The organism is Thiovibrio frasassiensis (genome assembly GCF_029607905.1).
Lineage (GTDB): Bacteria > Desulfobacterota > Desulfobulbia > Desulfobulbales > Desulfurivibrionaceae > Thiovibrio > Thiovibrio frasassiensis.
This window is the reverse complement of sequence record NZ_JAPHEH010000001.1, coordinates 2,733,491-2,753,292: the sequence shown is the minus strand read 5'-3', so window position 1 is coordinate 2,753,292 and position 19,802 is coordinate 2,733,491. Positions and strand designations below refer to the sequence as shown.

The following is a 19,802-nucleotide window of genomic DNA, read 5'->3' as shown; positions in this document are numbered from 1 at the left end:
GATCTATATCAGTAGAAGACGAATGACCCTTCCCTTAAGGGCAACCGCCCTTCTTGCCTCTGTGGGAGAAGAAAGCTTAAGCCACCCCCCTTTTGTTTTCGTACATGAGACGATCCGCCCGGGTAAGAAGTTTTTCCATGGAGCAGGGGTTTTCCTTGTTGTAGCGGGTTATGCCGTAGCTGAGGGCGAAGGGGTAGTTCCGGTCGGGCTGCTGCTTTCTGGCAGTGATAGCCGCGGCCATGCGGGCCTTCAGGGTGGCATTACTTTCTTTTCCCGCTTCGTCCAAGAGAAGCACGACAAATTCATCACCGCCCAGGCGTCCTATGATATCGGATTTGCGAAAGGTTTCTTTCAGCAGATCGGCGGTCTCCTTGATAAATGTATCTCCTGCCCTGTGCCCGAGGGTGTCGTTTATTGCTTTCAGGTGGTCGCAATCGGCATAGAGGACATATATTTCCCCCGGAGTTCGATCGGCGATCTGGATCTGTTTTTCGGCCAGCATCAGGAAGCCGCGCCGGTTATACAGGCCGGTCATCTCATCGGTGACCGATATCTGCTGGAGCATCTCTTCTGCTTTTTTCCGCTCGGTGATGTCTATCTGGTATTCGATCATCTTGGTGATGGCGCCGTTTTGATCCGCGATAGGGTAGCCATGCACTTCAACATGCTCTGCCTTGCCCTTTGCATCGGTATGAATATGCTCGACAATCACCGGTTCTCTTTTTGTTCTGACAAGATTGAGCGGGCACTCGTGCTCTTCGGAATTGCAGGGGGTATCACTGTTGTGGGTGGCAGTGAAACATTTTTTCCCTGTTGTGATGCCCGCATGCGCGGCGATGGTATTTGACAGCTCAACCTCATAGGAATCGACATCGATCACATAAAACGGATAGGGGAGTGATTCGATCACGCTTTGCAGGAACCGGTTCTGCTCCTGGATTTTTTCTTCCGATTCCTTGCGATGGCTAATATCCGTGGCAATCTCCAACCGAACGATTCTGCCGTCAATCCAGCGGATCGCGCGGTCGTAGATGTGGTACCAGTGGCCATTCACCGTATTTTGAAATTCCCAGCTGTATCCCTCGAGAGGGATTCCGTTCGTGTCGACCAACTTGTCGTTGGAGCAAAAGGGACACGGCCCGTCTTGTCCGGTCTGGATCGATTGCCAGCAGATCTGTCCGGTAATATCGCCAAAGATTTTCTTCATGTAATCGTTGATAAAGAGAACCTCATAGGTCTGCATGTCGGCCACGTAGACAATGGCATCAATGCCGTCTAAAACGGAAAGCAGGCGGTTGTGGCTGGATTCCATCTTTTCATTCGTTTGCGTCAATTGGCGGATGTTTTGCTGGAATGGTTTGTAGACAAACAGGTAGAGGAAGGGGGCAAGAATGAGGAGCAGAAAAAAGGTGTCCAGCAGACCGGAACTGAAAGGGGAAAAGGAAAATTTGTCCAGAAAAGTCATGATGGCCAATTCTGTTAGGCCAATAACAAGGGTCAGGAGAAGAAATAGCCTGGAAGGCGAGATTTGTTTCATGTCTTTAATCTGCGGGAGAATTCATGGTAACAGTTGTTTGCTTCAGTCTTTTGCCTTGGAGCTGCACGGGAGCGAAGATCGCCTTCGGTTTATTCAAGTATATTCATCCGTGAAACAAAAATAAAGAAATGTCTCTTGTTTTTAAATTAAAGACGCTTGCTCTTTTTTTGGAATCGGGACTGGACTTGGGGGGAATGTCCTGGAGGGTGCATGGAAAAAGAAAAGAAAGACGTCTGCCTTCTTCGCCAATTGTTTTTTGCCGATCACTGAAACACTCCCCGCAAGAGTCTGGGCTTTATGCTTGTCAAGAAGCGATAAATGGGCTAATTATTACTGTTTTTTCAGTGATATTTTTTTGTGGAGCACCACGGAAACGGTGCAGACCCCAACCAAGGTGGCAGGCCGGTGAAAGAAGTTCAGGACCATTACTTCAAAAAGGCCAAGAAAGAAGGCTATCCCGCCCGTTCGGTGTACAAGCTGGATGAGGCTCAGAAGAAACACGGGTTGCTGAAAAAAGGCGACTCGGTGCTGGATTTGGGCTGTCAGCCCGGCAGTTGGTCCATGTATGCGGCCCAGACCGTCGGCCCGCAGGGGTTGGTGGTTGGGGTTGACCTCAACTTCGGGCAGATCAACACCAAGGGCAACAGCGGGAAGTTTACCTTTCTCCACGGCGACATCACTTCCCCCGAGGTGCTGGACCGGGTGCGCGTTATCTGTCCGGAGTTTGCCGTGATCATCAGCGACATGGCCCCGCGGACCACCGGCAACAAATGGTCGGATCAGCAGCACTCGCTGGATCTTTCCCGGAAGGTGCTGGAAATAGCCCAGGAGATGCTGCGGCCTGGCGGCAATTTTTATTGCAAGGTGTTTGAGGGCGAGGATTTCAAGGAATTTGTCGATGAGGTGCGCCCCTATTTCAACCTGACCAAGATAGTGAAGCCGAAAAGCTCCCGCCCGGAAAGCCGTGAGGTTTTTGTGCTGGGGATGGGATTTAAGAAAATGCAGAATGAAGAATGAAAATGCAGAGTGAGCAGTTTATGGAGTCTGGAAGGGACATCCATGGTGTTCTCTGCTGACCAGGGTGACGTCCCACTTTTCATTTTTCATTTTTAATTTTTAATTTTCAGGAGAAAAATTATGTCCGGACATTCAAAATGGGCCAACACCAAGCATCGTAAAGGCGCCCAGGATGCCAAGCGCGGTAAGATGTTCACCAAGCTTGCCAAGGAAATTGCCGTGGCTGCCCGCATGGGCGGCGGTGACCCAGAGGCCAATCCCCGGCTGCGCGCCGGCATTGTCTCGGCCAGAGCCGTGAACATGCCCAAGGACAATATCGATCGGGCCATCAAGAAGGGGGTCGGCGGGTTGGAAGGGGCGAACTACGAGGAGATCACTTACGAAGGCTACGGGCCGGGCGGGGTGGCGGTGCTGGTTGATTGTCTCACCGACAACCGGAACCGGACCGTGGGCGAGGTGCGCTTCTTCTTCGGTAAGTCCGGTGGGAACTTGGGTGAGACGGGGTGTGTGTCCTACATGTTTGACAAAAAAGGCTCCATTTTGGTGGAAAAGGGAGCGATTGACGAGGAAAAGCTTCTGGAGCTGGCTCTTGAGGCCGGAGCCGAGGATATGGTCGATGACGGCGAGATCTTCCAGGTGGTGACCGCGATTGAGGATTTTAACGCGGTGCGGGAGGCGCTGGAGAAAGCCGGAGTTGCTTTTGTCGAGGCCTCCCTCACCATGATTCCCAAGAACACCGTGGAGGTTGCCGAGGAAAAGACCGCCGTCTCGTTGATGAAGCTCCTCGACAACCTGGAGGATTTTGATGACGTGCAGAAGGTGCATGCCAACTTTGATATCCCCGATGAGTTGATGGAAAAAATTTCTTAAAATATGAGCCAGGGCAAAGTCAAGGCCGGGGCGGAAACCGTCCGGATCCTCGGGATTGATCCCGGCTCCCGCGCCACCGGCTACGGGGTGATCGACCAGCAGGGGAACGGACTGACCTTTGTCACCTGCGGGGTGATCCGGACCTCGGAAAAAAAGCCTTTTCCCGAGCGGCTTGAAGAGATCTACAACGGCATCGGCGAGGTCATCGGTGCCTATAAGCCTCAGCTGGTCGGGGTGGAGGATATCTTTACCGCCATCAATCCCCGCTCGGCTTTAAAGCTTGGCCATGCCCGGGGGGTGCTCATCCTGGCCGCCAGGCAGCATGGCTTGCTGCTGGAGGAATACAGCCCCACGGTGGTGAAGCAGGCGGTGGCCGGGTATGGTCAGGCGCCGAAGGAGCAGGTGCAGCAGATGGTCCGCGTGCTCCTCAAGCTTGTCGCCTCGCCCAGCCATGATGCCGCTGACGCCCTGGCCGTGGCCATTTGCCGTGCCAGTCATAGTCGTAATTTGCTGCGCTAAGGCAATCCTTCATCCGGGTCGTTACGCGCCAAAGGGCTTTTTGCTTCTCTTCTTGCTAAAATTCTTCCATAATAGACACCATAATGATTGTTGAAATCGCAAAAAAAACTGCGATTACAACGGTTATTTTTTGGGAACTGTTTTATCCTGTGTAACGGACCTGTGACTTCTTTCTTTTTTACGAGCGCATCATGATTGCCTGCCTGCGAGGAATGCTTTTTCAGAAATTACCCGAATCCCTCATTATCGATGTGGGCGGGGTGGGGTACGAGGTTTTTTTCCCCCAGAGCGGGCAGGTGCGGTTGCCTGGGGTGGGGGAGGAGGTTTTTCTCCATATCCAAACCGTGGTCCGCGAGGACGCCTTCAATCTCTATGGCTTTCTCGAGCCCACGGAAAAGGAGATGTTCCAGTTGCTGAACACCGTTTCCGGCATTGGGCCGAAGCTGGCCATGCATATTCTTGCCGGGATTTCACCGGCGGAGATGGCTCGGGCAATCCTGCACGACGATCTGGCCCGTCTTACCCGGTTGCCGGGCGTGGGCAAGAAAACGGCGGAGCGGCTCTGTTTGGAGCTGAAAGACAAGGTGCAGTTCGTGCCCGAGGCGTTGTCCGCTTCTTCTCCCGCTCTTACGCTGCCAGGAGAAGACCAGCGGGTACACGATGCGATTTCCGCTCTGCTCAATCTCGGTTATCCTGCGGCCCGGGCCAGGGAGGCTCTCGCTGCGGTTCGGCAGCAGGCAGGAGCAGAAGGATTTGCTGCCATGCCGATTGAAGAACTGCTCCGTCAGAGCTTGAGGGCCCTGGTGTGAATCACGAAGAACGATTGGTGTCTCCGGTGGCCGAGCAGATCGAGCCGGTGGATCACGCGCTGCGGCCCAAGTCGCTTGACCAGTACATCGGCCAGGAGCAGCTGAAGGGCAATCTCGCTATTGCCCTCAAGGCGGCGCAAGCCAGGGGCGAGGCCCTGGACCATGTCCTGCTGCACGGCTTTCCCGGCTTGGGAAAAACCACCCTTGCCTACGTCATTGCCAACGAGATGGGCGCCAACATCCGGGTAACCTCCGGGCCGGTGATCGAGCGGGCCGGGGATCTGGCCGCCATCCTCACCAGTCTCCAGGAAGGCGATGTGCTCTTCATCGATGAGATCCACCGCCTCAACCATGTGGTCGAGGAGATTCTTTATCCGGCCATGGAGGATTACCAGCTGGACCTGGTCATCGGCCAAGGGCCCGGGGCGCGCAGCGTCAAGATGGATCTGCCGCGCTTCACCCTGGTGGGGGCGACGACCCGGACCGGGCTGTTGACCCCGCCCTTGCGGGACCGTTTCGGCATGGTGCTGCGTCTTGATTTTTATACGCCGGCGGAACTGGTGACCATTGTCAAACGGTCGGCCACCCTTCTGGGCGTGCCCATGGACGAGGGCGGGGCCCTGGAAATCGGCCGCCGTTCCCGGGGGACCCCAAGGATAGCCAACCGGCTCCTCAAGCGGTTGCGGGATTTCGCCGAGGTGAAGGCCCAGGGGAGCATCACCGCCCAGGTGGCCAATGAGGCCTTGAATATGCTGGGCGTGGACCAGGAGGGGCTCGACGAGATGGACCGGCGGATTCTCCTGACCATTATCGACAAGTTCCAGGGCGGCCCCATCGGCCTGGAAACCCTGGCGACCATGGCTTGCGAAGAAAAGACCACCCTGGAGGATGTCTATGAGCCTTTTCTTATCCAGATGGGGCTCTTGATGCGGACTCCCCGGGGCAGAATGGCCACCCCGGCGGCGTATGCGCATTTTGACCGACCTTTTACCGGCAGACAGGATGTGGATCCGTGCAACGGCGAGGCTGCCCCTCTCCCTTTTTAGGGGGCGAGTTGGGAAATAAGGACAGGAATATTATGATCGGAAAAAAACGGACAGTCCGCGACATTATCGACCAGAAAGGGACCGGCGATAAAATTGTCATGCTGACCGCCTACGATGCCAGCTTTGGCCGTCTCCTGGATCGGAGCGGGGTCGAGATCGTCCTGGTCGGCGATTCCCTGGGCATGGTGCTTCTTGGCTACGAATCCACGGTGCCGGTGACCATGGAGGAGATGCTGCACCATTGCCGGGCGGTCAAACATGGGGTGGAGCGGGCGCTTTTGGTCGGGGATATGCCCTTTCTTTCCTATCAGGTTGATAAGCGTGAGGCCATTGCCAACGCGGGCCGTTTTCTGAAGGAGGCTGGGTGTGACGCGGTGAAGGTCGAGGGCGGCCTCGAGATCTGCGAGACCGTGGCGGCCATGGTTCGGGCCGGGATTCCGGTGATGGGCCATATCGGTCTGACCCCGCAGACCGCCGGAGCACTCGGCGGGTATAAGGTGCAGGGCAAGGATGGAGAATCGGCCAGGCGGCTGTTGGCTGAGGCCAAGGGGCTGGCCGAGGCCGGGGTATTCGCCCTTGTCCTGGAATGCATTCCCGATAAGCTGGCCGGCGCCATCACCGCAAGCATCGCTATCCCCACCATCGGCATCGGGGCCGGAGTGCAGTGTGACGGTCAGGTGTTGGTGAGTCATGATCTCTTGGGGATGTTTGAAAAATTCGTGCCCAGTTTTGTGAAGCGGTACGCGGATCTGGCCCCCCAGATTGCCGGAGGGATCAATGCCTTTCGCGATGAGGTCAAGAGCGGCGTCTATCCGGACGCCGAGCACAGCTTTGTCATGCAGGGCGAGGTGGCTGATCTGCTCAAGCAGGACAAGGGGTGATTTCGGTTTTGTCGGGGGCAACAGACAGCGGGTTTTCAAGTTGTTTTAAGGGATATCATTTGACACGGGGCGGGGTGCAGATATGACGGATTCTTTAAATCGCAGACAGTCGGTTCGGGTGACGGACAGGGTGATGCTGGCAATTCATCCGGTTTCCGCGGAAAAGATGCAGGGTGTTGCCAAGGATTTTCAGCAGGGGATCTCTCCGTACAATCAGGAAGGGCTGGCCGATATCCAGATGTTCATCGGCGCCCAGAGCGCTCTGGCCAAGCTCCGGGAGCGGGATGCTGATCTGGCTGATTTTTTGCAGCATCTCGATAACAAGATGAACATTATGCTCAAGCAGGCCAAGGGGGGAGAAAGTCCCCTGGATGCCCTGATCATGCGCAAGGCCAATATCAGCGCCAACGGCATTGCCTTTTACACCGATTCTCCGGCCAGGCTGGATGAGATTGTCGAGATCCACGTGGTCCTGCTCCCTGCCTATACCTATGTCTATTCCTTTGGTAAGGTCATTGCCTGCGATCCGGTTACCGCGGAGGACGAGTCGGACTGCAAGTTCCGGGTCGCCCTGGAATTTGTCTTCCTTCTCGAGGAAGACCGGGAAAAAATCATCCAACATACCTTCAGGCAACAGAGCCTGGCGCTGCGTAATCGCCGGATTAACCCCTGAGTCCTGTAGGAATTATGCGAGAGATTGACAGCAACGAAATTTGCCAGGGCGTCCGCGATCTGGCCATTGGTGCAGCCCATGATTTGGAGCCGGATATCCTGGAGGCCCTGCTCGCTGCGCGGGACCGGGAAACCGGGGAACTGGCCGGGAATATTCTGAACGTTCTCCTTGCCAATGCCAATATCGCCAGCCGGGATAGGATTCCGGTGTGTCAGGATACCGGGACCGGCATCCTTTTTCTTGAGATCGGCCAGGAAGTCCATATCCGAGGCGATCTGCATGCCGCATTGCAAGAGGGGGTGCGGCTCGGCTATGAGGAAGGCTATCTGCGCAAATCGGTCTGCGATCCCTTGACCCGCCTAAATACCGGGACCAATACCCCGGCTGTCGTCCATCTCGACCTTGTTCCGGGCGACCGCCTCACCATCCGTTTTTTGCCCAAGGGGTGCGGCAGTGAGAACATGAGCAGTCTGGTCATGCTGCCTCCTGCTGCCGGGACGGAAGGGGTGGTTCGCCATGTGATCGAGCGGGTTTTGGCCGCAGGCTCCAATCCCTGTCCGCCGATGATTGTCGGGGTCGGGTTGGGTGGTTCTTTTGAAAAGGCGGCCCTGTTGGCCAAGAAGGCCCTACTGCGTCCGGTCGGCGAGCAAAGCGAACGGGCGGATGTGGCCGTGCTTGAAGAGAGGATCCTGCGGGAGATCAATGGTCAGGGGCAGGGGGTGCATGGCTTTGGCGGGATAAACACGGCCCTGGCCGTGCATATGGAAACCTTTCCCTGTCATATCGCCAGCCTGCCGGTGGCAATCAATATCCAGTGCCATGCCCATCGGCATAAGGAACTCGTAATTTAGCCGCTGAACGTCGAATGATTGAGGACCGTACGGATTATGTCGTTATTGGCAAGCGAACCTGCTTTTTTTGACAACCAGCTCGAGGTATCCTTGCCTTTTACTCCGGAGGCGCTGGCCTCGCTCAAGGCCGGTCAGCTGGTCAGCCTGAGCGGAACCCTGTACACCGGCCGGGATCAGACCCACCGGAGGCTGTGCGCCTTGCTGGATGAGGGGAAGGAGCTGCCGGTGGATCTTGCTGGCCAGCTGCTTTACTATGTCGGGCCGAGTCCTGCCCGGCCGGGTCGGGTAATCGGCGCGGCCGGCCCCACCACCAGCTATCGGATGGACAGCTACACTCCGCGTCTGCTGGCCCTCGGGCTTGCCGCAACCATGGGCAAGGGAGCCCGTTCCGCCGAGGTACGTCAAGCCATGCTTGCCCATGGCGCTGTCTATCTCGCCGCCATTGGCGGGGCTGGAGCGTTTTTGTCCAAGTGTATTAAGAAAGCCGAACTGGTCGCTTTTGCTGATGCCGGGCCGGAGGCCCTGTTCCGATTCGAGGTGGAAAAATTTCCGGCCGTGGTGATCAATGATCTGGAGGGGCGTGACTATTACGCGCTGGTTGCCGCAGGAAATAAAAAAGGAGAGGGCTGAAGCCTCTCCTTTTTTATTGGCTCAATGATCAGCCCGCATGGCTGGGCTAGATCCTTGGTTGTCTGTCTTGCTGCTGGTTACTTCTTGCCGAAAACGTTTAACCCCTTGAGCAAGTTGAGCGCGGTGTTCAACTGCTGATCCTTGCTCATGTCTTCAATTTCCGCCTTTTCTTTGCTCTCCGGGGTCTTTACTTGAGGTTTCGGCTTTTTCTCGCTTTTGGGCTGCTCTTCTTCATTTTGCGGCACATCTTTCTTGAGGCCATTGCCAATATGATGTTTCAGGTCTTTTTCCCGCAAGTATTTCGGTTTTTTGTCCTGTTCATCCGATTTCTCGTCCGCTTCAGGTGCGGCGGATACGGCTGAAGCGATAACGATGTCCGGGGTAATGCCCGTTGCCTGGATCGAACGGCCACTGGGGGTGTAATATCTGGCGGTGGTCAATCTGAGGCCTGCCCCGTTGTCCATGGGAATGATGGTCTGCACCGAGCCCTTGCCAAAGGTCTGGGCGCCGATGATCACCGCCTTCTTGTGATCCTGCAGGGCGCCGGCCACGATTTCGGAAGCGCTGGCACTGCCTTCATTCACCAGGACCACCAGCGGAAATTTGTACTTGGTGCTGTTATCCCGGGCGTAGAAAACAGAGTTCTGTTCCTTAATCCGTCCCTTCGTGGAGACAATCACGCCATCATCGATGAAGATGTCGGCAATCTTCACGGACTGGTCGAGAAGCCCGCCCGGGTTATTGCGAAGATCCACGATGAGCCCCTTGATCTTGCCTGTCTTTTCCAGATCGGCGAGCGCTTTTTTGAAATCAGGGGTGGTCTGTGCCTGGAAGTTGATGATGCGGATGTACGGATATCCCGGCTCCAGCAGCTTTGATTTGACACTGTGGATGGGGATGATATCGCGGATCAGGGTGATCTCTTTGAGGTCGGGCCAGCCCTTGCGATGGATGGAGATGGTCACCTCCGATCCTTTGGGACCGCGGAGCCTTTTTACCGCTTCCATGAGGCTCAGGTCCTGGGTCTGCTCGTCGCCGATCTTGACGATTTTGTCGCCGGCCTTGAGCCCCTTGGCAAAGGCCGGGGTGCCTTCAATGGGAGAAACAACGGTGAGGATATTGTCCTTCATCGTTATTTCGATGCCGATGCCGGTGAAGCTCCCCTGGGTTTCTACCTGCAATTCCTTGAAGTCGTCCGGCTTCATATAGGAAGAGTGGGGATCCAGGGAATTGAGCATGCCCTTGATTGCCCCTTCAATGGCCTTCTGGCTGTCCACCTCCTCAACATAATTTTCCTGCACCAGGTTGAGCACCTTGGAAAAGGATTCAAGGCTTTCGTAGGTATCCTGGGTTGTGGCGGTGACTGTGGAGTAATTCCAAGCCAGCAACGAGCCGGAGGCGAGACAGAGGGAAACCACGATATTTTTTATAACCGACCGTTTTGTCGAGCTTTTCATGAATGGTCCTTAACCGAAAAAATTCCAAAGCTGGATTTGTTTGTTAACTGTAATAGAATCACGATCTTATATTTTAGCACTTTTTCTGCAGAGTAACAATGATTTATCTCCGTTGATACGGTGAATATCAGCGTCTCGGTTTTGGGGTTGCCTTGATGGTGAGCTTGGCATTGTTGACCCACTGCAGGGGGTTTTCCGGCTTGGTCCCATGACGGATCTCGAAGTGAAGACCCTCTCCCAGCAACCCTTCCTGGTCGCTCATGACGCCAACCACTTCGCCCCTGGCGACGGTGTCGCCTTCTTCCTTGAAAAATCTCGCCGCCCGGGAAACAAGGCTGAGATATTGCTCGCCATGATCGATGATCAGCAGGTTGCCATAGCCGCGCAAAAATTTGGCGTAGATTACCTTGCCGTCGGAGATGGCCGTGATTTCAGTGCCCGGAGCAGTTTTGATGTCAATGCCGTTGGCAAAGGTGGTTATGCCGAATTTCTGCTGCACGCTCTTGCCGAACAGGGTTGTCACCGTTCCTGGGACAGGCGGGGCGAGGCGGCCTTTTAGGGCAGCGAAGCTGCTATTGCCCGGCCGTGATTTGTGGATGCTTGTCAGGGTTGGGTTCTTGCTCTGCACTGCCTTCTGCCGAGCCTTGGCCGCTTCTGTTTTGAGCTGCTCAATGGTGTTGGTCAGCCTGTCTGCCGCCCCTTCAAGTTCATTGAGCGCCAGCTGGTAGAGCTTTTTCTCGGTTTTTACTTTTTGCAGCAGCCGTATGCGTTCATCGCGGGTGGAGGCCAGCTGTTGTTCTTGGCCCTTGACCTTGGTGATGGTTTCAAGCAGGGCCTCTTTTTCCTGGTGGAGACTGGTGCGCGTTTTCTCCAGCGTCTCGACCTTTACCCGGTATTCGCGCATTACCTCCTGGTCTCGTTTGAGCAGCGCGTCGAAATACTCGCGAAAGGCAAGGAGGTCAGGCAGCTCTTTGGCGGAAAAGAGGACATTCAACATGCCAATGTCTCCCATCCGATAAAAGGAATTGAGCCGTTTTTTGATATGGATTTTTGCCTGCTCCTTGGCCGTTTTCGCCTGGGCGGCCTCTGCCTGTTTGGCAATGATGAGCTCTTCGTGTTTGTCCAGATCCTTCTTCAGGTGATTGAGCTTATCGCCTTCGTTCTGGATGTGTCCATTCAGGCGATCCAGTTCGGTGAGCAGGGAGCTTTCCTGTTTTTTGGTGGTCTGCACCCGTGATTTCTGATCTTCGATGCCTTTTTTCAGGCGCTGCACCCTTTTTTGCTCCTCGGCAATCTTGGCGTCCACCGTGTTCGGTTCCGCGGCATGAGCGAGCCCGTGACCCAGGCAAATGGCCAGGGTCAGAAGCAACAGGAAGAGGGGCAGGTATGGGCGGCGAAAAATAGAAGTCATGTGTCAGATGCGGATAAATCTTCGGATTGAAAAAAGGCTGCCGGCCGTGCAGAGAACAATGCCGGCAAGCAGGATGGCGCCCGTAAGCTCCGGGGGGAAGAAGGCAAAATCAAAGAGTTTTAGAAAACCCGGGCCGCTGAAACGGATGGCAATCCATTGATAGAGAAGGTACAGCGCTCCAAGCCCGAGGCTTGAACCCAAAAAACCCTGCAGCATCCCTTCCAGCAGGAGGGGCAGGCGAATATAGGCGCTGGTGGCGCCGAGAAGCCTGAGGATCTCAAGCTCGCCCTGTCGGGAGAGCACGGTGAGGCGGAGGGTGTAGGAAATGATGAAGGTCATGGTGAGGATAAGCAACCCTCCGCTTAAGAGGACGATGACCCGGAGAAGATTGGTGAAATAGCCAAAGCGCCGGAGCCAGTCGCTGCCGGATTGTACCTTCGCTGCATGGGGCAGGGTCAGGAGGAAGTCGGAAAACTGGCTGATATTGGTGAGGTCGTTGAGGTTTTTGAGAGGATACACTTCGATGGAGGGCGGAAGAAAGTCGGGCCCCAGGTCGTTGAGCACATCTTTTTCCTTGTCCAGTTGGGTGCTGAGGCGAGAAAAGGCCTCGGCGCGGGAGACAAAAACAATTTTTTCCACCGGACCGAAGGTGCGGATCTTTTTTTCGATTTCCGGCCGCAGCTCTTTGTTGATCTCCTGGTCCAGGTAGACAATGAGGCGGACGTCGTCGCCCAGCCGTGCGCTGGCCCTGAGCATGTTGGTGTAGACCAGAAAGAAAAAGGCAAAGATGAGTACCGAAAGGGTCACGGTCAGCAGGGTCATGACCTGTGTTCCCCAGGTGAGCTTAAGATTTTTTCCTGTTTGGCGTAAGATGTAGGCCAAAAAATGCATCGTCTGGTACTCCTTGATAAGGACTGCGGTTTTGCTTGTTACGCTCAGAAGTTATCGTCGGCTTCGATATCAAAAAGTTCGATCTGGCGCGGCGGCCGGTTGGGATGGGCGGACAGATGCCCGTCGGCCAGAGACATGACCCGGTGCTCCGTATCGGCGTAGATCGACTCATCGTGGGTGGCGACAACGATGGTCGAGCCGTTTTTTTCGTTGAGGTGCTGGAAGAGATTGATCACCAGCTCTGTCGCTGCCGGGTCCAGGTTGCCGGTGGGCTCATCGGCCAGCAGCAGGCTCGGTCCATTGGCTGCGGCCCGCGCCAGGGCAACCCGCTGCTGTTCTCCTCGGGAAAGCTCGCCCGCAAGCTTGTTCCGTTTGTCGGAAAGGTTGAGCAGGGCCAGCAGTTCGTCGACCCGTGCGCGAATGGCCTTGGTGCTTGCGTAGGTGACTTCCATGGCCATGGCAATGTTCTGGAGAACGGTTTGTTTCTCAAGGAGCCTGAAATCCTGGTAGGCGATGCCGATTTTTTGACGCATCCGCTGGATGCCGGCGGAACTGATGCGGGAAAGGTCGCGGCCTGCCACCTCAATGAGGCCGCTGGAGGGAGTTTCAAGGCGGCAGATCAGTTTGATCAGGGTTGTTTTCCCCGCCCCGCTCTTGCCGGTGAGAAAAAGAATTTCTCCCTTGTAAATCCGCAGGGAAGCGTCTTCCAGGGCAACAACGTCAGGCGGATAGATTTTGCTGACATTCACCAGCTCAACCAGGGGCTTGTCTGTGCTTGCGTCTTTCGGCATGGGAAAACCTTTTTTTCTCGGACGAAGGGAGACCCTCCGAATGGTGCCTAGGCCATAATAATACATAACAATTTAATAATTATTGATAAAATATAGCATGTGAAAAAAAATTGACACTTTTTTTCTGAATAATGTATACAAAAGAACATAAGCTCTGAAATTTATTAAAAGAAAATGATAAATTCATGAAGGTGGTATGACGCACAATCCCCTGCTCCTCCTGCTTCTTGATTCTTCCGGCCGTTCTGCCGAGCTGGTCAAAGCTCTTCAGAAAAAAGAGCTCCCCCTGGTTCTTGTCCGTTCCGAGGCGGAAGCTCGGCGCTGGCTTGAAGCAAACCAGTGTCAGGCGATTCTCCTGGCGGTCTCTTCGCTGCAACCCCATGCTTCTTTTCTTGACGAACTTCAGGATGCCGCCTCTTCGGCGGCGGTTCTTGTGGCGGCAAGCGAGCCCTCGGTTACTGACGCGGTTGTCGCCTTGCAGGCAGGGGCTATCGATTATCTTGAAGCGCCGGTGAGTAATAGCCGCCTCGATGCAGCTCTGGACAAGGCGGGAGTGCGTCGCCATATCTCTTCGACTGATGAGCCCCAGACAAAGACTACGAAGGGATGTGCCGCCATCATTGGCAACAGCAGCGCCATGCGGCATGTTTTCTCCCTGATCAAAAAAGTATGCGATGCCGAAACCACCGTTTTGGTTCGGGGTGAGTCCGGCACCGGCAAAGAGCTTATCGCCCAAGCCCTTCATTATGAAGGGGTGCGCGGCACCGGTCCTTTTGTCCCCGTCAATTGCGGGGCTATCCCTGGGGAGCTGTTGGAAAGCGAGCTGTTTGGCCATGAAAAAGGGGCTTTTACCCATGCCATCCGCACCCGGCTTGGTCGTTTTGAATTGGCCAACGGGGGCACGGTTTTTCTTGACGAGATTTCCGAAATGAGCCCCATGCTTCAGGTGAAACTGTTGCGGGTACTCCAGGAAAAAGAGTTTGAGCGGATCGGCGGCACCAAAACCATCAGCTCGGATTTTCGGGTGGTTGCCGCGACCAACCGCGACCTGGAACAGGAGGTCGAGGCCGGACGTTTTCGGGAAGATCTGTACTATCGCCTCAATGTTATTCCCATCGAGGCACCTCCTCTGCGTGAGCGGCTTCAAGATATCCCTCTGTTGGTCGAGCATTTCGTCGCGAGATTCAATCGCCTCCGGAAGAAAAAAATCAAGGGGGTGGGCGATGAGGTTATGGCTCGCTTCGGCCGCTATGGTTGGCCCGGCAATGTTCGGGAGCTTGAAAACATGCTGGAGCGCATGGTGATACTCGCGGGCAGTGATACCCTGTGTGCGGCTGATCTGCCGGAGCGCTTGCTTGAAGGCGGAGTCGCTCCGCTTGAGCAGTTCGAGGAGCTTCCCGAAGAGGGGTTTTTCCTCAATGCGGTCTTGGCTGAATTTGAGAAGCGCTTGATTCTGCAAGCTCTTGAACAGACGGGCTGGGTCAAGAACAGGGCTGCCAAGCTTTTGCATGTGAACCGGACTACTCTTATTGAGAAGATGAAACGATTCAAGTTGGTTTCGTCTTCTGCCGAGGCGTAGAAAAAGGGTGTGCTTCTTCTCTTTGGGACCTTTACTGGGAAGAGGCAACAACGCTTGTCCCCGACTCCCGTGAAAGAAATCATGAAAAATATCCGTTTATCCCTTTCGCTTCATGCCCTGCCGCTCTGCTTGCTCTTCGGGCTGACCCTTTTGTGGGGAGGGGTTCGGCCCGTACCGGTCTGGGCCCAGGAAGCGGGTGTGCCGCCTCCCCCCGCCCAAGCGGCGGTGCCCGTCGAGACCCCGACCCAGGTCTGGCAGGAAGCGGTGGATGCGGTACAGGCTGGGGATCTGGCAAAGGCTTCCTCCGCTTATCTGCGCTACTACGAAAAATTCCGTGGAACAGAGCAGGCCGAGGAGGCGCTCTGGTTGGCAGCGCAAAACCTCAAGCAGCTGACGGCCAACAGCGCAGTTCCTCAGTGGGACAGGGTTCGCGATATCTTTCGGAGGTATGGCGCTGATTTTTCAAAGGCAAAAAGAGCTCCGGAGGCGTATTTCGAGGTCGGCTACGCCCATTACCGCATGCGTTTTTACCGTGAGGCGCTCATCTATTTCAAACTCTTCCTCCAGCGCTATCCCGATTCTCCTCTGCGGGATCAAGTGTTACTTGCGCAGGCTGATACCTTGTTTGCCGTTGGCAGGGTGGCCGAAGCCTTGGATATCTATAAGAAGGTCTCTGAGTCGGGAAGCGAAGATATCAAGGCCAAGGCCCTCATGGGCTTGGGGGAGATCATGGCCGCCAGCAAGGACCCTGTCGGGGCATTGCAAACCTTTGCCAGGCTATTTGAGAAATATCCCGACTATCACCACCGGAATCCTGATCTGTTGCGCAAGCTTGGTTTTGTCTATCTGCGCTTGGGTAAGGAGGAGGACGCCCGGAGATCCCTGTTTCATTATCTGAATCTTGCCGAGAACCCGCCCGACAGGGGGGAGATCCTTTTTGAGTTGGGAGAGAGTTATCTGCGCGGAGGGGATGGGCTGACGGCTCTCAAGCTTTATGAACGGATTCTTGAAGATAGCACGGTTGAGGGGCGGATCGCTCTTCTTGCCCGGTTTAGGCGGGCTGAGTCCATGGATAGTCCCGAGCGGAGAACGGTTAAGGGACAACAGGCTTCGGATCTGAAAGATCCGGAGGGGGACAAGCCGTTTTTGGCCGTGATCGAGGCGTACCCGGACGAAGCGATTACTCAGGATGCCCGGCGCGCGCTCTTTCTTCGCTATCAGGCCCGGAATGACACCAATTCTGCGGCAGATCTTGGTTGGAGCTATCTGCAGCATGAAAAGGTGGGGCTAGCCGACGGGAAAAAGGAAAATTTTTCCGGCAAGATTCTCAACTATCTTGGCGAAGGATATCTGGCGCGGAAAGAATACGACAAACTCTATCAATTGTATCTCGCGCAACATCGACATGTCGGCGGTTTGGACAACGGACGTTTTCTCTATCTGGTCGGACAGGCGCTTGAGTCGTTGTCCCTTCTTGACCAGGCCTCCGTCGTTTATTTCCGGGCTCAGGGGCTGCCTCTGTCCGATGATGACAAGGCCGATCTCTACAGCCGGAGGACCGAGGTCTATCTGCGCCTGAAAAATCTGGCCGCCGCCGAGAGGGTCCTGCGTTACGTCCAGACCATTTATAAGGATACGGAGTATCTCGGGGAATTCGATTACTTGACCGGCAAGCTCAATGAGCTTCAGGGGAAAAAGAAAGAGGCTCTTGCCTACTATGCCAAGGCAACCGCCGCTTCGCCTGTGCCGCCGAAAATAAAGGTCTATGTGGAGGCGCGTCTGCGGATGCTGGCCAGTCTCGGTCTTTATGGTGAGGGGGTTGAGGTTCTTTCCCGTTCCCGGCAGAAGCAATGGCTGGAGCCGGAAGCGTTGCAGGGGTGGTACCGGGTCTTCGGTGATGGCCTGCTCGGGCAGCAGGAGGTCAAGGCGGCCATGGATGCCTACCTGGCCGGAGTCAACGGGGGGATGCCGAAGGAGAGCAAGGCTGCTCAACAGATCCATCTGCAGTTGGGGGATCTGTACCGCAAGGCCAGGGAAATGGAAAAGGGGCGTGGACATCTCCAGAAGGCGCAGGCCGGGCCGGACGAACTGCTCAAGAAAAAAGCGAAAAACATCCTGAACCAGATCGAGATCGATCTGGACAGAAAACCGAGGATGGGTGGCCGGTGAAGACGATGAGCGGAAGATGTTGCCCGGGTCGGAGCGTCTGATGGCCCAGGCGACCTTTGATACCCCCGAGCATCTGCGGGAATTCTTTTTTGCCATGATTGAAAGTCTGCCGGGCGGGATTTTGCTTGCTGACCGGCAAGGGAATCTGCTGGCGGTAAACCAGAAGGGCTCCCAGCTTCTCGGTCTTACCGGCTCATCCCTGCAGAATAAAACCTGCTGGGGGTTGCTCTCCCAAAAATTCGGCCTGACGCAGGAACTGGCCGCCTTAAGTCTTTCCGGGGGGCGGTTGCTCTGTGAGATGCCGGCTTCGGTCGGGGGGGTGGAAAAGCGCTGCATTCTCATCAGCCGCAATGATCTGCAAAGTCCATTTCTGCATGTCTCCGGTTTTTTCCTTTCTTTAGAGGATGTGACCTTTCCGGCCATGATGGAGATGCATCTTGATCGGAACAAGCGCTTTGCCGCCATGCAGGAGATGGCCGAGGCCATGGGGCAGGAATTAAAAAATCCCTTGGGCAGTCTTGAGCTGTATGCCTCGATTCTCAGGCGGGAGCTGGCGGGAGACCCTGACAATGAGCGGGTTGTCGGCCGGATGCTGGGGGCGGTGCGGAGTATGCATCATCTGCTGGATAATTTTATGACCTTTTTCAGGTTCCCGTTGCCGCGGATGCAGGAGCTGGATATGGTCGCGCTCCTCAAGAAAAGTATGGAAACTCTCCGTGAAATGGCCGGAGAGCATGGTATACTCATGGACACCCGGATTGACGGGGAGCAGGCATATATCCTCGGAGACGAAACCCTGCTGGCGCAGCTCCTGCTGAATCTCGGGCTGAATGCCATTGAGAGTATGCCGGTGGGCGGCACGTTTTCCTTGGGCTTGCGGACGCTGCCGCCGGACAGGGAGCACGGTCCTCTGGTGGAAATCAGGGTGCGGGATCGCGGGGAGGGAATTGCTCCGGAAAACCTGCAGAAGATTTTTGATCCCTTTTTCTCGACCAAGGGCAGGAATCGCGGTTTGGGTTTGGCTATCAGCCATGCCATTGCCGAGGCGCATCATGGATTGATCGAGGTAGAAAGCGAACCGGGCCAGGGCGCAACCTTTAGGGTGCTGTTGCCTGCGAAGTCCGGGCCGGCAAGAAAAACCAGTCGAAAAAAAGATGCCAGAATCGATGCCTGAACAGACGCAGAAGATATTGATCGTGGACGATGAGCAGAATATGCGCGTTGCCCTTTTTGAGGCGTTGAGCCGCAATGGGCACGAGGTCGCGGTTGCGGAAAATGGTCAGATGGCCCTGGAGATGATTGCCAGGCAGCGGCCTGATCTGGTGGTTACGGATATAAAGATGCCGGGCATGGACGGCCTCGAGCTTTTGCGCCAGGTCAAGGCGCTCTGCCCTGAGCTGCCGGTGGTGATCATGACCGGGTTTGCCACGGTGGATACCGCGGTGGAGGCGATGAAGCAGGGGGCCTTTGATTATCTTTTGAAGCCGTTCCCCGTGGAGGTCATTGAGGAAACGGTGGCCAGGGTCTTTGCCCTTGAGCGCAGGCTGGTGCAACCAAGCGCCAAGTCGTTGGGGCAGAGGGTCGGGGAGCCGGTCGCCCTTGATAAACCCATCATCGGCCAAAACCCCAAACTGCTGCAGCTCATGGCCCGGGCCAAAAGCGTGGCCTCCAGCAAGGCCACCGTGCTCATCCTCGGCGAATCCGGGACGGGCAAGGAAGTTTTTGCCCGCTTTATCCATAATGAAAGCGACCGGCGAAACGGGCCCTTCGTCGCCTTAAACTGCGCCGCTCTGCCGGAAGGGCTTCTGGAAAGCGAGCTCTTCGGCCATGAGAAAGGGGCATTCACCGGGGCCATTGTCACCAAGAAAGGGAAATTCGAGCTGGCTGACACCGGCACCTTGCTGTTGGACGAGATCGGAGAGATCCCCGTGCATCTGCAGGCCAAGCTCCTGCGGGTTCTCCAGGAGGAAGAGGTGGATCGTTTGGGAGGGAGAGCCCCCTGTAAAATAGATGTGCATGTGCTGGCCACCACCAATCGTGATCTTGCGCAAGCGGTTAAGGAAGGCACTTTCCGCCAGGATCTCTACTACCGCTTAAACGTTATCCCCCTCAAGCTGCCCCCTCTGCGTGAGCGGAGGGAGGATGTCGGGTTGCTGGTGGACTTTTTTATTAAGAAGTATGCCGCGCAATACGGTAAGCCGATGAAAAAGCCGTCCTCCGCCGTGTGGGCCAGATTTGCGGATTATGACTGGCCGGGGAATGTGCGGGAGATGGAAAACCTCATTGAGCGGGCCATGCTCCTTTCCCAGGGGGGTGAGCTTGAACTTTGGGATTTCTGGGACGACGTCGAGCCGCCCACCAGGCTTGAATCCGCCGCCGCTGCGGCGACTCCCCCTGCCGGCTCTTCTGCGGTTGCAGCGGCCAATGCCTCGGCGGCCATGGAGATCGGGACCCAAACCTTGCGGGAGGTTGAGCGTCAAATGATCTTGCAGGCTTTACAGGCAAACGACAATAATCGGACACATGCGGCCGAGATTCTCGGGATCAGTGTTCGCACCCTGCGCAATAAACTGCATGAATATCGTTCCCAAGGCATAATCGAGTAAATTTTTTATTTTGTCCGAGGAGTATCATCTGTTTTACTCTTCGTGTCTCTTTTTTTCTTTCATTT

18 protein-coding genes are annotated in these 19,802 nt (G+C 55.6%); 13 read left to right on the top strand and 5 right to left on the bottom strand.

Annotated features, from left to right (window positions below; all coding sequences use genetic code 11):
• Positions 1 to 76 precede the first annotated feature (76 nt).
• On the bottom strand, positions 77 to 1,537 hold the full coding sequence (locus tag OLX77_RS12850) for a sensor domain-containing diguanylate cyclase (RefSeq protein WP_307634011.1): 1,461 nt from the start codon (positions 1,535 to 1,537) through the stop codon (positions 77 to 79).
• A gap of 405 nt (positions 1,538 to 1,942) precedes the next feature.
• Here OLX77_RS12850 and OLX77_RS12845 point away from each other — a divergent pair, with 405 nt between their 5' ends.
• The 9 genes from OLX77_RS12845 (at position 1,943) to OLX77_RS12805 (ending at position 8,833) form a co-directional block, all read left to right on the top strand.
• Positions 1,943 to 2,554, top strand: coding sequence for an RlmE family RNA methyltransferase (locus OLX77_RS12845; protein WP_307634010.1), 612 nt, complete (start codon positions 1,943 to 1,945; stop codon positions 2,552 to 2,554).
• 120 nt (positions 2,555 to 2,674) lie between these two features.
• Positions 2,675 to 3,424, top strand: coding sequence for a YebC/PmpR family DNA-binding transcriptional regulator (locus OLX77_RS12840; RefSeq protein WP_307634009.1), 750 nt, complete (start codon positions 2,675 to 2,677; stop codon positions 3,422 to 3,424).
• Between the two features lie 3 nt (positions 3,425 to 3,427).
• Complete coding sequence (ruvC, locus tag OLX77_RS12835; protein ID WP_307634008.1) at positions 3,428 to 3,943, top strand: crossover junction endodeoxyribonuclease RuvC; 516 nt, start codon at positions 3,428 to 3,430, stop codon at positions 3,941 to 3,943.
• A gap of 191 nt (positions 3,944 to 4,134) precedes the next feature.
• Positions 4,135 to 4,752 carry a Holliday junction branch migration protein RuvA gene (gene ruvA, locus OLX77_RS12830; protein WP_307634007.1) on the top strand — a complete coding sequence of 206 codons (618 nt, stop codon included), beginning with the start codon at positions 4,135 to 4,137 and terminating at the stop codon, positions 4,750 to 4,752.
• On the top strand, positions 4,749 to 5,798 hold the full coding sequence (gene ruvB, locus OLX77_RS12825) for a Holliday junction branch migration DNA helicase RuvB (protein WP_307634006.1): 1,050 nt from the start codon (positions 4,749 to 4,751) through the stop codon (positions 5,796 to 5,798). Before ruvA ends, ruvB begins: the two co-directional genes overlap by 4 nt.
• A gap of 32 nt (positions 5,799 to 5,830) precedes the next feature.
• The gene (gene panB, locus OLX77_RS12820; protein ID WP_307634005.1) at positions 5,831 to 6,679 is read left to right on the top strand and encodes a 3-methyl-2-oxobutanoate hydroxymethyltransferase; all 849 of its coding nucleotides are present in this window, start codon (positions 5,831 to 5,833) and stop codon (positions 6,677 to 6,679) included.
• An 82-nt stretch (positions 6,680 to 6,761) separates the two neighbouring features.
• Positions 6,762 to 7,352, top strand: a complete 591-nt coding sequence (locus tag OLX77_RS12815; protein ID WP_307634004.1) for a PilZ domain-containing protein — start codon at positions 6,762 to 6,764, stop codon at positions 7,350 to 7,352.
• A 14-nt stretch (positions 7,353 to 7,366) separates the two neighbouring features.
• Positions 7,367 to 8,203: a fumarate hydratase gene (locus OLX77_RS12810; RefSeq protein ID WP_307634003.1), complete on the top strand. Its 837-nt coding sequence runs from the start codon at positions 7,367 to 7,369 to the stop codon at positions 8,201 to 8,203.
• A gap of 36 nt (positions 8,204 to 8,239) precedes the next feature.
• A complete protein-coding gene (locus OLX77_RS12805) occupies positions 8,240 to 8,833 on the top strand; it encodes a FumA C-terminus/TtdB family hydratase beta subunit (protein WP_307634002.1) in 594 nt (197 codons plus the stop codon).
• A gap of 77 nt (positions 8,834 to 8,910) precedes the next feature.
• Here the strand turns inward: OLX77_RS12805 and OLX77_RS12800 are convergent, their stop codons facing one another.
• The 4 genes from OLX77_RS12800 to OLX77_RS12785 all read right to left on the bottom strand — a co-directional run bounded on the left by OLX77_RS12800 (position 8,911) and on the right by OLX77_RS12785 (position 13,383).
• Positions 8,911 to 10,290 carry a S41 family peptidase gene (locus tag OLX77_RS12800; protein WP_307634001.1) on the bottom strand — a complete coding sequence of 460 codons (1,380 nt, stop codon included), beginning with the start codon at positions 10,288 to 10,290 and terminating at the stop codon, positions 8,911 to 8,913.
• A gap of 127 nt (positions 10,291 to 10,417) precedes the next feature.
• Positions 10,418 to 11,701, bottom strand: a complete 1,284-nt coding sequence (locus OLX77_RS12795; protein WP_307634000.1) for a murein hydrolase activator EnvC family protein — start codon at positions 11,699 to 11,701, stop codon at positions 10,418 to 10,420.
• Between the two features lie 3 nt (positions 11,702 to 11,704).
• Positions 11,705 to 12,592, bottom strand: coding sequence for a cell division protein FtsX (locus OLX77_RS12790; RefSeq protein ID WP_307633999.1), 888 nt, complete (start codon positions 12,590 to 12,592; stop codon positions 11,705 to 11,707).
• Between the two features lie 44 nt (positions 12,593 to 12,636).
• Positions 12,637 to 13,383, bottom strand: coding sequence for a cell division ATP-binding protein FtsE (locus OLX77_RS12785; RefSeq protein ID WP_307633998.1), 747 nt, complete (start codon positions 13,381 to 13,383; stop codon positions 12,637 to 12,639).
• 196 nt (positions 13,384 to 13,579) lie between these two features.
• On the opposite strand from OLX77_RS12785, the gene OLX77_RS12780 reads away from it, so the two are divergent.
• The 4 genes from OLX77_RS12780 (at position 13,580) to OLX77_RS12765 (ending at position 19,737) form a co-directional block, all read left to right on the top strand.
• On the top strand, positions 13,580 to 14,962 hold the full coding sequence (locus OLX77_RS12780; RefSeq protein ID WP_307633997.1) for a sigma-54 interaction domain-containing protein: 1,383 nt from the start codon (positions 13,580 to 13,582) through the stop codon (positions 14,960 to 14,962).
• Positions 14,963 to 15,043: 81 nt separating this feature from the next.
• Positions 15,044 to 17,131 carry a tetratricopeptide repeat protein gene (locus OLX77_RS12775; RefSeq protein ID WP_307633996.1) on the top strand — a complete coding sequence of 696 codons (2,088 nt, stop codon included), beginning with the start codon at positions 15,044 to 15,046 and terminating at the stop codon, positions 17,129 to 17,131.
• Positions 17,121 to 18,305, top strand: a complete 1,185-nt coding sequence (locus tag OLX77_RS12770; RefSeq protein WP_307633995.1) for a two-component system sensor histidine kinase NtrB — start codon at positions 17,121 to 17,123, stop codon at positions 18,303 to 18,305. The genes OLX77_RS12775 and OLX77_RS12770 overlap by 11 nt, the downstream gene beginning before the upstream one ends.
• Positions 18,298 to 19,737 carry a sigma-54-dependent transcriptional regulator gene (locus OLX77_RS12765; protein WP_307633994.1) on the top strand — a complete coding sequence of 480 codons (1,440 nt, stop codon included), beginning with the start codon at positions 18,298 to 18,300 and terminating at the stop codon, positions 19,735 to 19,737. The genes OLX77_RS12770 and OLX77_RS12765 overlap by 8 nt, the downstream gene beginning before the upstream one ends.
• Positions 19,738 to 19,802: the final 65 nt, after the last annotated feature.